This is a genomic window from uncultured Collinsella sp., assembly GCF_959026545.1.
Classification (GTDB): Bacteria; Actinomycetota; Coriobacteriia; order Coriobacteriales; family Coriobacteriaceae; genus Collinsella.
Window position 1 is genome coordinate 44946 of sequence record NZ_CAUFLV010000001.1, and the last position, 13473, is coordinate 58418.

Consider the following 13473-nt stretch of genomic DNA (forward strand, 5'->3'; position numbering starts at 1 on the left):
AACTACTCCTTATCGGTGGTGGTGGCGGCGAGCTCATCGAGGATGGCATCGGCCGCATCGGCGGAGGTGTCGGCCTCGTCGATCGAGGGCAGGTCATTGTCATCGAGCTCGGAAGCGCCCTCGGCCTCGACGGCGACGGGCAGCTCGGGCTCGACATCGCGAATGGGCTCGATATCGAGCGCCAGGGAGCGGATCTCCTTGACAAGAACCTTGAAGGACTCGGGGATACCGGCCATGGGGACGTTCTCGCCCTTGGTGATCGCCTCGTAGGTCTTGACGCGGCCGACCGTGTCGTCCGACTTTACCGTGAGGATCTCCTGGAGCACGTTGGAGGCACCGTACGCGTAAAGCGCCCAGACCTCCATCTCGCCGAAGCGCTGGCCGCCGAACTGGGCCTTACCACCCAGCGGCTGCTGGGTAACGAGGCTGTAGGGGCCCGTCGAGCGAGCGTGGATCTTGTCATCGACCATGTGGCCGAGCTTGAGGATATAGGACGTACCCACGGTGATGGGCTCGCGGAACTGCTCGCCGGAACGGCCGTCGTACAGGACGGTCTTGCCGCGCTCGTCGAGCTGGGTCACGAACGAGGGGTTCATGTGCTCGCCGAAGCGCTCGGAGGCGAGATTCAGCATGTTCTTGTTGGCACGACGGATAACCTCGGCGATCTCGTCCTCACGGGCGCCGTCGAAGACGGGCGTGGAGACAAAAAACGGGCCGGGGATGTACGTGTCGGAGTCGGCGGACTCGGTGTCCCAACCGCAGGCCGCGGCCCAGCCGAGGTGGCACTCGAGGAGCTGGCCCACGTTCATACGGGACGGGACGCCCAGCGGGTTCAGGATGACGTCGACCGGGGTGCCGTCGGCCATGTAAGGCATGTCCTCCACGGGCAGAACCTCGCAGATGACGCCCTTGTTGCCATGACGACCGGCGATCTTGTCGCCCTGCTGGATCTTACGGCGCTGCGCGACGTAGACGCGGACCTGCTCGTTGACGCCGGGGGCGAGGTCGTCGCCGTTCTCGCGGCTGAAGCGGACGACGTCGATGACGCGACCCTCAGCGCCATGGGGCATCTTGAGGGAGGTGTCGCGAACGTCGTGCGCCTTGGTGCCAAAGATGGCGCGGAGCAGGCGCTCCTCGGCGGTCAGCGCGCTCTCGCCCTTGGGAGAGACCTTGCCGACCAGGATGTCGCCGGCCTTGACCTCGGCACCAATGCGAATGATGCCGTCCTCGTCGAGGTCGGACAGCATGTCCTCGGACAGGTTCGGGATCTCGCGCGTGATCTCCTCGGGGCCCAGCTTGGTGTCGCGGGCATCGAGCTCATAGCGGGAGATGTTGATGGTGGTGAGCAGGTCCTCGGAGACCAGACGCTCGGAGACGATGATGCCGTCCTCGTAGTTGAAGCCCTCCCACGGCATGTAAGCCACGGTCAGGTTCTGGCCGAGTGCGAGCTCACCGTGGTCGGTGGAGGGGCCGTCGGCCAGCGGCTGACCCTGCACGACCTGATCGCCCACACGTACGAGCGGGCGGTGGTTGATGCAGGTGGACTGGTTGGAGCGCTGGTACTTGGGCAGCTTATAGGTGTCCATGCCCTCAGAGGTCTTCACCGTGATCTTGGCCGCATCGGCGAAGATGACCTCGCCGGCGTGCTTGGCCAAGGTAACCTCGCCGGAGTCGATGGCGGCGCGAGCCTCCATGCCGGTGCCGATGTAGGGAGCGACCGGGTGAACCAGCGGCACGGCCTGACGCTGCATGTTCGCGCCCATGAGGGTACGCTTGGCGTCGTCGTGCTCGAGGAACGGAATGAGCGTTGCCGCGACGGAGAGCATCTGACGCGGCGAGACGTCCATATAGTCGACGTCCTCGACCGGAACGTCTGCAGGGGCACCGAAGGAGCCATCGAAGTCGCGGGTACGGGCGACGACGGTGTGCGGACGAACGAGGTTACCCTCGGCGTCGACGGTTACCAGCTCGCCGGTCTTGGGATCGATCGGGGTGTTCGCCGGAGCGATGATGTGGTTCTCTTCCTCATCGGCGGTCATCCAGTCGATCTGGTCGGTGGCGACGCCGTTCTCGATCTTACGGTACGGGGCCTCAATGAAGCCGTACTCGTTCACGCGAGCGTACAGCGCCAGGGAGCCGATCAGGCCGATGTTGGGGCCTTCGGGCGTCTCGATGGGGCACATACGAGAGTAGTGCGAGTTGTGAACGTCGCGGACGGCCGTAGGCACGTTGGTGCGGCGGCTGGAGCCGGACTTGTGGCCGGCAAGGCCGCCGGGGCCGAGCGCGGACAGACGGCGCTTATGGGTAAGGCCGGTCAGCGGGTTGGCCTGGTCCATGAACTGAGAGAGCTGCGAGGAGCCGAAGAACTCCTTGATGGAGGCCACGATCGGGCGGATATTGATGAGGCTCTGGGGAGTGATCTCATCGATGTCCTGAGAGCTCATGCGCTCGCGCACGACGCGCTCCATACGGCTCATGCCGATGCGGAACTGGTTGGCGACGAGCTCACCAACGGTGCGGATGCGGCGGTTACCGAAGTGGTCGATGTCGTCGACCTTGAAGCCGGGCTCGCCGGCGGCGAGACTCAGCAGGTAGCGCAGAGTCGCGATGATGTCCTCGTCGGTAAGGACGGAGACCTCTTCCTCGGTGGCGAGGCCGAGCTTCTTGTTGACTTTGTAGCGACCGACGCGAGCGAGATCGTAGCGCTGCGGGTTGAACAGCAGGCCCTCGAGGAGGCTACGGGAGGCGTCGACGGTCGGCGGCTCGCCGGGGCGCAGGCGACGATAGATCTCGATGAGGGCGTCCTCGCGGGTAAGGGCGGTGTCGCGCTCGATGGTGCGCTTGATGACGTCGGAGTCGCCCAGCAGCTCGAAGATGTCGTCGTTGGTGACAGCGATGCCCAGGGCACGCAGGAACATCGTTGCGCTCTGCTTGCGCTTGCGGTCGATGGAGACGACGAGCTGGTCGCGCTTGTCGACCTCGAACTCGAGCCAGGCACCGCGGGCCGGGATGATCTGGGCCTTGTAGACCTGCTTGCCGCCGTCCATCTCGGAGCTGTAGTACACACCCGGGGAGCGGACGAGCTGGGAGACGACGATGCGCTCCGTGCCGTTGATGATGAAGGTGCCCTGGTCGGTCATCATGGGGAAGTCGCCCATGAAGACGAGCTGCTCCTTGATCTCACCCGTCTCCTTGTTGGTGAGACGGACCTCGGTCAACAGCGGGGCCTGGTAGGTCATGTCCTTCTCGCGGCACTCGTCCACGCTGTGGGACGGGTCGCCGAACTGGTGGTGACCGAAGGTCACCTCGAGCTGGTGGTTCTGGCTCTGGATGGGGCTGGACTCCCTAAAGGCGTCGCGAAGGCCCTCGTCCTTGAAGCGCTCGAAGCTCTCCTTCTGTACGGAGATGAGGTTCGGCAGCTCCATGGTCTCCGGGATCTTCCCGAAGTTGACGCGTGTGCGCTCGGTGGCGGTCACGGTCTTGGTAGCGTTTGCTTTCGGCACCAGGTGTTTCCTCCTTCTTGGGAAAGGCGGTTGATCCGACGGGGCGCGGCCGTTCGTCCGTTTGGCACATATCGGGCGGACGGGTGCGTGCCGCACGTCGTCCTCGGGGCGGTGCTTGGCGCACATCACCCTTTCCCAGTGCTCTCACGGGCTATACGCATAGCTCCGCCAGGTAAGGCAACCTATTAGTTTAGCAGGTCGATTCCGTTCGGCAAGAAAATACTTGACTCATGGGGTGTTTTGGACTAGCTAACTTTTTCTATAGAGAAACACCTGCTCAACGCATATGCATCGAACAGGTGTTCATGTATTTTGGGTGAATCTAGACGAAGCCTAGCGCTCCAGACCGCCGCGCTCGTCGATGGCGGCCCAGAACTCGTCGGCGAAGCGCGGGTCGCCGGCGGCCATGAGGGCGTTGGTGGCGATCCAGCCGGAGGGGGTGCCGGTGTCGTAGCCGGAGAGCGGGTCGATCACGACGGCGTACATGGCCTCGCGGTCGAGGCTGCGCGCCATGGCGTCGGTGAGCTGGATCTCGCCGCCCTTGCCGGGCTGCTGGTTGGCGAGGAGCTCCATCACGAGCGGGCTCAGCAGGTAGCGGCCGACGATGTAGAGGTTGGACGGGGCGGCCTCGGGGCTCGGCTTCTCCACCAGGCCGCCGATGCGCCACACGGCGCCGGGCTCGGTCTCCCCCGCTCCCTCGCAGCCCTCGAGGGTGCCGACGCAGTCGCCGGCGATGACGCCGTAGCGGTCCACCTGCTCGGGCGCGCACGGGGCGACGGCGATGACGCTCGCGCCGCCATGGGCCTTGGAGACCTCAAGCATCTTGCCGCAGATGTCCTTGTTCGGGACCACGTAGTCGCCCAGCAGGACGAGGAAAGGCTCGCCCGCGCAGGCGTCGGCGGCGGAGCGGATGGCGTGGCCGAGGCCGCGCGGCTCGTACTGGTAGCGGAAGTCCACGGGCATGTTGCCGGCATGGGCGATGGCGTCGGCGTAGCCGGCCTTGCCGCGCTCGCGCAGCAGGGACTCGAGCGAGCGGTCGGGCTGGAAGTAGTTGAGCAGCTCGGGCTTGCCGGGGCTCGTCACGATGATGGCGCCGTCGACCTCCTCGGGGTCGAGGGCCTCCTCCACCACGTACTGGATGACCGGCTTGTCGAGGACCGGCAGCATCTCCTTGGGGGTGCACTTGGTGGCGGGCAGGAAGCGGGTGCCGAGGCCGGCGGCGGGGATGATAGCCTTCATCTTCGAGGTTCCTTTCCGAGCGGGAGCGCGCGTGCGGCGCATGCATGCCCAGCGATCGGGATTATTCGATACCCGCCTATGGTACCTGCAACGTGCACATTATGCGAAAACATCACCGATACCCGACAAATCGCCTCGTCCGAAGCTGATTGTGGTATGCAAACGGAAAGTCCAGCTGGACCGATTCGACTCAGCTCGCGGCGTGCACGTGAAACGGGAACACGATGAGCTCCAGGCCGAGCAGGAGCACGTGATGGCCGAGGTTCGCGATGGGGGCGATGAGCAGCATCGTGCCGAGTACGAGCTCGAAGGCGCCCGTCGCCAGCGGCACGAGCCATTCCCCGCTCGATGCGCGCGCCTCGAGCGACTCGTCGATCTCGTGCGCCGCCTTCTCGAGGCCGAGTAGGCCCCACATGACGGCGATGACGTTGAGCGACTCCGTCGTGTTGAGCAGGGTGACGACGCCGAGGACGATCATGACGACATCCGTGCCGACCGTGATCTTGTCGGGGACGCTGCCCTTATCGAGCAGGTCCGTGAAGATATCCGCGGCGCCGACGAACAGCATGACGGCTCCAAGGATGTGCGGCAGGTGCGCGGCAACCTGCTCCGAGAGCAGCAGGCAGGCGACGCCGAGGATTGGAAACAGCAGCGTTGCGACAAACGCCACTTTGCCGGACAGCTTCTGCCCAGCAAGGTGGCGCTCCATCTGAACTCGTGACATAGCGCTAATCTCCATGTTCTCGTGGCAGCAACGTCATGGGGACGTCTGCGAATCATCTTTATGGAGTTTTCCCGGCAACCACCGTCACAAAGCCGAAAAAGGTGCCGCCACGGAATCTGCAGGGACACCCAGGGGAGAGAAAAGCACAAATGCGCGGATAAAATCCGGATCGGAAAAGTATAAGTCAATGAATGTATATGAAAATCGCAGGTAAAAGGGTTGCCGCTTTTTTACTCTACACGCCGTTGCCGTAATTAACCCCGCATTTGCGTTTTTATTCCTTCTGCAGCAATGCCATGAGCAAAAAGGTCTCGCCCGATAAGCGGACGAGACCCTTCACACGGACGCGTTTCTACCGACGACAGTCGAATCAGGTCGCAAACGGAGCAGCGCGCTACTGCGCGGGAACGACACCAATCATCCTACTTAGCGCGGTCGCGGTTGTAGTTGATGAGGCAGCCCGCCTTGACGATGGCGCGCTCCTCGGGGGTCATGTCAGCGATGAACAGGGAGATCTCCTCGACCTCGCCCCCGGCGCGCACGACCCATGCGGGGATGTCGCCCAGATCGCCGTCGAGCGCCGAGCGGATGCCGGGCACGTACACGTAGTCCCCCACCTCGAAGTTCGGCTCGCCCTCCATCTGGAACGGCACCATGCCCCAGTTCATCACGTTCGAGCGATAGCGTTTGGTGGCGTACTCGCGCGTGATGTTGGCAAGGCCGCCGAGGACGCGCTGGCAGCTCGCCGCCTGCTCGCGGGCGGACCCGTCGCCGGGCTTCACAGCGTAGATCATCGACCCGATCTCCACCTCCCCGGGCTCGACGCCCTCCAGGGCATCCGCGGCGGACAACGCGTCGAACACGGGGGCGACGGCGGCGGGAACCGAGGCGGCAGCGCCCTCCCCGGCCGACAGGCGCTCGCGCTCGATGCCCGCCGTCTCCTTCGCGCGGCCGACGTAGTCGGGATCGCGGCGGCTCAACGTGAACTCGGCCAGGCCGAGCGGGTTGGATCGGTACGAGCTCGTCTCGCCCGAGGGGATGAGCTCGTCGGTCGTCGTCACGTCGTCCATGATCTTGGACGCGACGTGCAGGAGGATATTCTCGGCAAGCGGCTCCATCTCGGGCCAATCCTTGATGTTGGGACCGTACACAAGCTCGCGCGCCGCCTCGCCCCTGCCGAACCCGTTGTACACGCGATGCTCGTAGGCGCTCGCGTCGAAGCGGTACTCGACATGCTCGTCCCAGATCTCCGCGGGAAGGTCGGTCGCGGCGGTGAGCACGCCACCTGCCGCCGCCGTGGCGGCGATGGAGCGGGCGTCCATGAGGGCGACTCCCGTAAGCTGACCCGCGCCCGGCTTCGATCCCTCGCGGTTGGGGAAATTGCGAGTGGTGTGGCGGATGGACAGGCCATTGTTCGCCGGCGTGTCGCCCGCGCCGAAGCACGGACCGCAGAAGGCGGTGCGCACGATGGCGCCCGACTGCATGAGGTCGAACGCGGCGCCGTTTGCCGCCAGCTCGAGGAACACGGGCTGGGAGCTCGGATACACCGAGAGGGCGAACTCTCCGTTGCCGCAGCTCTTTCCCTTCAGCGCGCGGGCGGCCTGCATCACGTTGGTGAAATTGCCGCCCGAGCATCCCGCGATGACGCCCTGCTGGACCTGCAGGCGCCCATCCGGGCGGATCTTGTCGACGAGGGACAGCGACGCGCGGCCGCCGCCGACCTGCTCGGCGTTGACCTCGACCTCGCGCAGGATATCGGGGAGGCTGGCGTTGAGTTCATCGATGGTGAAGGCGTTCGAGGGGTGGAACGGCAGCGCGATCATGGGGCGCACCGCGGAGAGGTCCACCTCGACGCAGCCGTCGTAGTAGGCGATGCGCGCGGGGTTGAGCTCGCGGTAATCCCCGCCGCGGCCGTGCTCGCGCAGATAGGCGGCCGTGTCTTCGTCCGTGCGCCAGATGGAGGTGAGGCACGTGGTCTCGGTGGTCATGACGTCCACGCCGTTGCGGTAATCGGTCGGCATGCTGGCGATGCCGGGGCCGACGAACTCCATGACGGAGTTCTTGACGTAGCCGCATGCGAAGACCGACCGGATGATGGCGAGCGCGATGTCCTGGGGGCCGACGCCGGGCTGCGGGGCGCCCTTCAGGTACACGGCGACCACGCGCGGGTACGCCACGTCGTAGGTGTCGCACAGGAGCTGCTTGACCAGCTCGCCGCCGCCCTCTCCGATGGCCATGGTGCCCAGGGCTCCGTATCGGGTGTGCGAGTCGGTGCCGAGGATCATCTTGCCGCAGCCCGCCTGCATCTCGCGCATGTACTGGTGGATGACGGCGATGTGCGGGGGCACGAAGATTCCGCCGTACTTCTTCGCGGCGGAAAGCCCGAAGACGTGGTCGTCCTCGTTGATGGTGCCGCCGACGGCGCACAGGGTGTTGTGGCAGTTGGTGAGCACGTAGGGGACGGGGAACTCGGTCATGCCCGACGCCTTGGCCGTCTGTATGACGCCAACGTACGTGATGTCATGGCTCGCCAGGGCGTCGAACCGCAGCTTGAGATGGGCCATGTCGCCGCTCGTGTTGTGCTCGGCGAGGATGCCGTACGCGATCGTGCCCTCGCGCGCCACGTCTGGGTCGGGGAACTCGAGCGTCGATTCGACGGCCTCGAGCGCACATTCCTCGGGGATGACCGTCTCGCCGTCCACCAGGTACACGCCGCCGGTATGCAAGGTGATAGGTTCTGCCATGAGGTCGCTCTCCGTCCTGGATATACGGGCACCACCTGGGCACATCCGTCGCTGACGGAGCGTCCGGTGCGCACCGCGTCACTTTAGCTTGCGACAGTATACACTAGCTCGAACACGGTGCCGCCGAGCTGAGTTAACAGGAATTTGAAGCAAGCCCCATATTTCAAACCTCTGATAAATCACATTACCAGTCTGATTTTTGTGAGAAATCAGGGGTTTGAAACGACTAAGGGGATTTCAAACCGATGTTTTCTCACATCGGAGATTGCACGGGCGCCCAATGGCACCCGGGCGCCTTCTACACAGCACAGCCGCGACGCCCCATGAGGCGAAACAGCCCAGCAACGGTGATGACCCAGCACGCTGCGACGATCGCAGCGCCCACCAAACCCACCGCACCGACGGACAGATTCGTCACAACGACGCCGCCGAGCGCCGAGCCGGCACCGATACCAAAGTTGAACAGGCCCGAGAAGATCGACATGGCGACGGACGACTCATCCTCCTCGACACCCTTGATGATCTCCGCCTGAAATGCCACGTTGAACGCCGTACCGCAGCAGCCCCACAGCAGGAACATGACGAGCACCGTAGCGACGCTCCCTGCCAGAGGGCGGAGCCCCGCCAGGGCCAAAGCAACTCCGGCAATAGAAAGCGCGAGGAAGGGACGACTCTTGCCATCGTAGAAACGGGAAAAGAGCATGCTGCCCAAGATGCCGGCGAAACCGAAGACCGTCAGCGACATGGTGATCATACCGGAATCGAACGACGCGACCTGGTGCAGGAAGGGCTCAATGTAGCTGTAGCAGGTGTAATAGCCGGTCGCGAACAGCATGGTGACCACGTACACGGTCACGAGCAGGCGATTCTTAAGCATGCGGGGTAAGCGGGAAAGCGTAAAGGGCTCCCCCGCGGGCATGAGGGGCAAGGCGGCGGCGAGGTACACGATAATGGCGACGGCGATGGCTCCCACCACGGCGAACGTCATACGCCATCCCAACGCGAGGCCGATTGCGCGCCCCAGGGGCAAACCGAAGATCTGCGCAATGGAGGACCCCGTGGCGATCATGCCGATGGCGAGCGAACCGTGGCTCACATCGACCAGGCGCGTCGCCATGACCGAGGCGATCGACCAGAAAATGGCATGGGCGCTCGCCACCACGATGCGGGCGAGTGTGAGGATGGCGAACGTGGGCGCTATAGCGGAGAGGAACTGACCGATGGCGAACACCACGAGCACGCCGAGCAGCAGGCGCTTGAACTCGATACGCGATGCGGCCATCATGAGCGGCAGCGACAACAGCATCACCGCCCAGGCATAGGCGGTGATCATGAGGCCGCAGGTCGCCTCGTTGATGGAAAAGCTACCGGCAATATCGGTGAGCAGCCCAATGGGCATGAACTCCGAGGTGTTCAAGATGAACGCGGAAAACGTGAGCCCCACGAGCGGCATGAGCTCCCGTATCGTCAATGCTCCGCCAGCACGGTCCTTCGAGTTCATGCCATCGTTCGGCACGAGACCGTTTCTCGTCGGCTTTTCCATACATCCCCTCGTCTCTTCATATGATCGCCCCCACATCGATCGCGACGTGGGGGCACGCTGTAGGCGAAGAAATTATAATGGTCTGCCCCTTAAGCACGGCAGCAGTTCATGCGAAAGGAACGCGTAACAATTATCCGTTCATCGATGCGCATCTCAATGCCCGGATGCCCTCCACAGCACGTAGAGCATGCCAAAGAAGAGCGCGCCCATGGTGAACAGACAGCCAATCATGCCGGCAGCATTGGAAATGGCGCCGCGGATCCCGCGAGTGGATTTCCCGCTGCATGCCGCATATCGATCGACCTCATATGGATTACGCGTGCCCATGATGCCTCCTTAAAACAACTACGTCCACGCACGTGACGGGTACCGGGCCCGACACGTATCCGTTTCTGAGGACATCATCTGCTATCTGCCCATTTGCTACCATCGATTTGCCTTACGGTGGGCTTGCGCTTTTGTAAGAATGCTTGAGAAATCATTGTGCGGTGCCCAAGGAGTCCCCGCATGCGGAGCCAAGGCATTGGGGTCGCACATCGAGACCGCGTGCGCAAAAAATACGAACATCTGTTTGCTCTTATGCTAGACTGAGTAGATACACGAGCAAGGCCGCGAACGCATGAGGGAGGTGCCATGAGACCTTTGAACGGCACGAAGCCCGATGCCCAGGAGCTCATCGACCGCATCCTGGCAGACGAGCGCTTTCGGGCGAGTTCCCATTTTTCCGACCGCGTGTACACGGATGAGCCAATCCTCATCACGGGCAATCGCATGGCATCCTACCTGCCCGAACGCTATCGCAAAATGCGGGAGATCTCCCGTTGGGAGCCCGAGGGGCCAGCCGGTCGGGGACGCTGGCTCTCAGAGGCCGAACTGTTCTACCGACAGGGCATCTTTATGGCGGATTATGAGGACGATTGCCCCTATCATGGGAACTTCAAGTCATATTTCCCCACATACAATGCCATGAGTGACCGCCAACTCCGCGGATATTTCACCTGGAGGTCCGCCGTTCGCCGCGGGACGGTACAGGAGACCTCCCTCTCGTTCGCCTACGTCTATCTCTACGAACTCATCAACGGGATCGGTGTCGCCAACCCGCGCGAGGGGTTCGATGAATTCGAATCTTTCTGTCAGGCATATCGCGCCTTCGCCCCGGAAATCGATCGGTTCGCCGGCGTCTGGCTGCAGGACTACGTCGTTTACCACGACCTGCCTGTAGAGCTGCTCGAACCATACAAGACCCTGGCATTCGACCGCGCGATCATAGCACTGCGCCGCGCAGACGATCGCTCTCGTGAGTTAACGCGCCTGATCAAAAACAAACGCAAGAAACGGGGGGCCTCGGCCATGCCGCTCCCCTGCGACAAGGCGCTCGAAAGCGAGCTGTTCGACGCCATCGATGCCTTATCTACCTATAAGCTCAGTGGAAGCCGCCTGTACCGGGATAACCCCGACGGACTTCGCCACGTTGCGTGCGCGGTATTTGTCCGCACGAGCGACTACTATCGCAGGCAACGAAAGAATACGCTACTCGAGAGCTGGTTTGGAGAGGAGGTCGCTCTGCCCTACACCATGTTCGGCTCAGCCGTCTTCTTTTCACCCCGGCGTCACGTAGACACCGTGTATCAACTTGACGAGGTCCATCGGTACCGATGTCAAAACGGCATATGGACGTGCGAGCGAATCCACGGAAGCCGCTCGCGCAGCCCCAAGCTCGGCATATGCATGCGCGCGGTCGACCGTAGTCTGCGGACGGCGCTCGGATACGAGCATCCGCTCAAAGAGACCAAGCCGCTTCCCAAGTACCTGGAGAAGTTCATCGATGAGGAAGTGGCCGCGTGGATGAGCTGGCATGCGGCACACGCGCCGCGGCACATCACCATTGACCTCTCTCAGCTGGCCGACATCCGACGCGCGGCGGTATCCACGCGCGAGTCTCTGCTCATCGATGAAGAGCGTGAAGGGACGGGCACCATCGTCTCCTCTTGTGGATCGGCCGACGAAGGCCGCCCATCGAACGCGCTCGCCGAGCCACAAAGCCCAGTCACCGCACCCCAGGAAGACGGTATCGAGCGGGCGCGAACCCCCATCGAGCCCCCCGTCCCTCCCGCGCCGGTGCCCAGAGTTCACGCCGCCCGGCCATTGACCCCCGAGCAGGAGTCGTATCTCAGATCCCTTGCGGAGGGTGACGCCCCAGGTGCGCGCGATGCACTCCAGGTGCTGGGGACATCCGAGGACATGGCCGTGGACGCCATCAACGATGCCTTGTTCGACCTGATAGGCGACACCACGATCGAATACGGGGCATCCGGCCCCGAGCTCATCGAGGATTATCGCGAAGACGTGGAGGAATTCCTTGCCCATGACTGACCAGATCACCACCGCGCCCCGCGTCCCCAAACGCGTGGCCGCCGTCATCCTTAACTCGCTCAAAGGCGGCGTCGTGCCGCGCATAGGCCTGCCCTACATCACCGTGGGGCGCGAGTTCGAAATTCAAGCCTTGCTCACCGACCTCTCGCTCATCTCCGACGGCGGAGCAAGCTTCCGCTTCCTCGTTGGCCGGTATGGAGCGGGAAAGAGCTTCCTGTTGCAGACTATCCGCACGCACGCCATGGGCGAGGGCTTTGTTGTGGCAGATGCGGATCTCTCCCCAGAGCGCCGACTGCAAGGCGGCCAGGGCCAGGGTTTGGCGACCTACCGCGAACTGGTGCGCAACCTCTCGACCAAGACCCGTCCCGAGGGCGGTGCACTCAACCTGATCCTCGACCGCTGGGTGCAGAATCTCGAGGCGGAAGACGCTTCGAGGGAAGACATGTCAAAAGGGGATGTGTCAAACGGACATGTCGCAGGTAGCACGCCTGCCGGCACTTCGATACGCGCCCAATTCGCCGCCATCGAGGAGATGGTCCACGGATATGAGTTCAGCCGCGTGCTGGGCATCTACCGCAACGCCGTATCCACGGGAGACGAGGAGACCAAGGCACTCGCCGTCAAATGGTTGCGCGGCGAATACCGCACCAAGACGGAGGCGCGCTCCGAGCTGGGGGTCACCGCGATCATCGACGACGACACCTGGTACGACTACGTCAAGCTGCTGGCGCGCTTCCTCACGGGGGCGGGCTACAAAGGTCTGCTCGTCCTCATCGACGAGCTGGTCAACCTCTATAAGATCCCAAATGCCGTCACGCGCCAGTACAACTACGAGAAGATCCTGCAGATGTACAACGATACCCTGCAGGGCAAAGCTCATCACCTGGGCATCATCATGGGAGGCACCCCCACGTCCATCGAAGACCGCAGACGGGGCGTCTTCTCCTACGAGGCATTGCGAAGCCGCCTTACCCAAGGCCGCTTCGCACGCGAGGGAATGCGCGACATGTTGGCGCCCATCATTCGCCTGCAGCCCCTCACCTACGAGGAGCTACTCGTGCTCATCGAGAAGATTGCGCAGATACACGCCGGCTATTTTGGATATACGTGCACGCTTCGCGATGCGGACTTAGTGGAGTTCCTCACCATCGAGTTCGGGCGTGTGGGCGCAGAGACGCACCTCACCCCGCGCGAGGTGATTCGCGATTTCATCGAGCTGCTAGACATCATGTGCCAAAACCCTAATACCGATCTTCATGAGTTGATGGCATCTGGCACCGTCGGCGTCGCGGACGCCAGCGCGCCGAGCAACACGACCCCCTTCGCGGAATTCACCATCTAGTCCGG

General features: G+C 63.1%; 8 protein-coding genes. 2 read left to right on the plus strand and 6 right to left on the minus strand.

The window, feature by feature from the left end; translation table 11 throughout:
- Positions 1 to 2: 2 nt before the first annotated feature.
- The 6 genes from Q5Q88_RS00235 to Q5Q88_RS00260 all read right to left on the minus strand — a co-directional run bounded on the left by Q5Q88_RS00235 (position 3) and on the right by Q5Q88_RS00260 (position 10080).
- Positions 3 to 3503, minus strand: coding sequence for a DNA-directed RNA polymerase subunit beta (locus tag Q5Q88_RS00235; protein ID WP_118654269.1), 3501 nt, complete (start codon positions 3501 to 3503; stop codon positions 3 to 5).
- Between the two features lie 333 nt (positions 3504 to 3836).
- The gene (locus Q5Q88_RS00240) at positions 3837 to 4742 is read right to left on the minus strand and encodes a UTP--glucose-1-phosphate uridylyltransferase (RefSeq protein ID WP_118654270.1); all 906 of its coding nucleotides are present in this window, start codon (positions 4740 to 4742) and stop codon (positions 3837 to 3839) included.
- Between the two features lie 190 nt (positions 4743 to 4932).
- The gene (locus Q5Q88_RS00245; protein ID WP_294158782.1) at positions 4933 to 5466 is read right to left on the minus strand and encodes a DUF308 domain-containing protein; all 534 of its coding nucleotides are present in this window, start codon (positions 5464 to 5466) and stop codon (positions 4933 to 4935) included.
- A 422-nt stretch (positions 5467 to 5888) separates the two neighbouring features.
- On the minus strand, positions 5889 to 8210 hold the full coding sequence (locus Q5Q88_RS00250; RefSeq protein WP_302741050.1) for a hydratase: 2322 nt from the start codon (positions 8208 to 8210) through the stop codon (positions 5889 to 5891).
- Positions 8211 to 8508: 298 nt separating this feature from the next.
- Positions 8509 to 9753, minus strand: coding sequence for an MFS transporter (locus Q5Q88_RS00255; RefSeq protein ID WP_233546238.1), 1245 nt, complete (start codon positions 9751 to 9753; stop codon positions 8509 to 8511).
- Positions 9754 to 9906: 153 nt separating this feature from the next.
- Positions 9907 to 10080 carry a hypothetical protein gene (locus tag Q5Q88_RS00260; RefSeq protein WP_158574850.1) on the minus strand — a complete coding sequence of 58 codons (174 nt, stop codon included), beginning with the start codon at positions 10078 to 10080 and terminating at the stop codon, positions 9907 to 9909.
- A 306-nt stretch (positions 10081 to 10386) separates the two neighbouring features.
- Between Q5Q88_RS00260 and Q5Q88_RS00265 the strand changes: the two genes are divergently transcribed.
- Both Q5Q88_RS00265 and Q5Q88_RS00270 read left to right on the plus strand, forming a co-directional pair.
- The gene (locus tag Q5Q88_RS00265; protein ID WP_302741056.1) at positions 10387 to 12126 is read left to right on the plus strand and encodes a TerB N-terminal domain-containing protein; all 1740 of its coding nucleotides are present in this window, start codon (positions 10387 to 10389) and stop codon (positions 12124 to 12126) included.
- Positions 12119 to 13468: an ATP-binding protein gene (locus Q5Q88_RS00270; protein WP_294158789.1), complete on the plus strand. Its 1350-nt coding sequence runs from the start codon at positions 12119 to 12121 to the stop codon at positions 13466 to 13468. Before Q5Q88_RS00265 ends, Q5Q88_RS00270 begins: the two co-directional genes overlap by 8 nt.
- Positions 13469 to 13473: the final 5 nt, after the last annotated feature.

Bases quoted from the DNA above. Each gene is read 5' to 3' on its own strand.
- Q5Q88_RS00240 (WP_118654270.1), bottom strand. From the start codon at position 4,742: ATGAAGGCTATCATCCCCGCCGCCGGCCTCGGCACCCGCTTCCTGCCC.
- Q5Q88_RS00265 (WP_302741056.1), top strand. From the start codon at position 10,387: ATGAGACCTTTGAACGGCACGAAGCCCGATGCCCAGGAGCTCATCGAC.
- Q5Q88_RS00260 (WP_158574850.1), bottom strand. From the start codon at position 10,080: ATGGGCACGCGTAATCCATATGAGGTCGATCGATATGCGGCATGCAGC.
- Q5Q88_RS00255 (WP_233546238.1), bottom strand. From the start codon at position 9,753: ATGGAAAAGCCGACGAGAAACGGTCTCGTGCCGAACGATGGCATGAAC.
- Q5Q88_RS00245 (WP_294158782.1), bottom strand. From the start codon at position 5,466: ATGTCACGAGTTCAGATGGAGCGCCACCTTGCTGGGCAGAAGCTGTCC.
- Q5Q88_RS00270 (WP_294158789.1), top strand. From the start codon at position 12,119: ATGACTGACCAGATCACCACCGCGCCCCGCGTCCCCAAACGCGTGGCC.
- Q5Q88_RS00250 (WP_302741050.1), bottom strand. From the start codon at position 8,210: ATGGCAGAACCTATCACCTTGCATACCGGCGGCGTGTACCTGGTGGAC.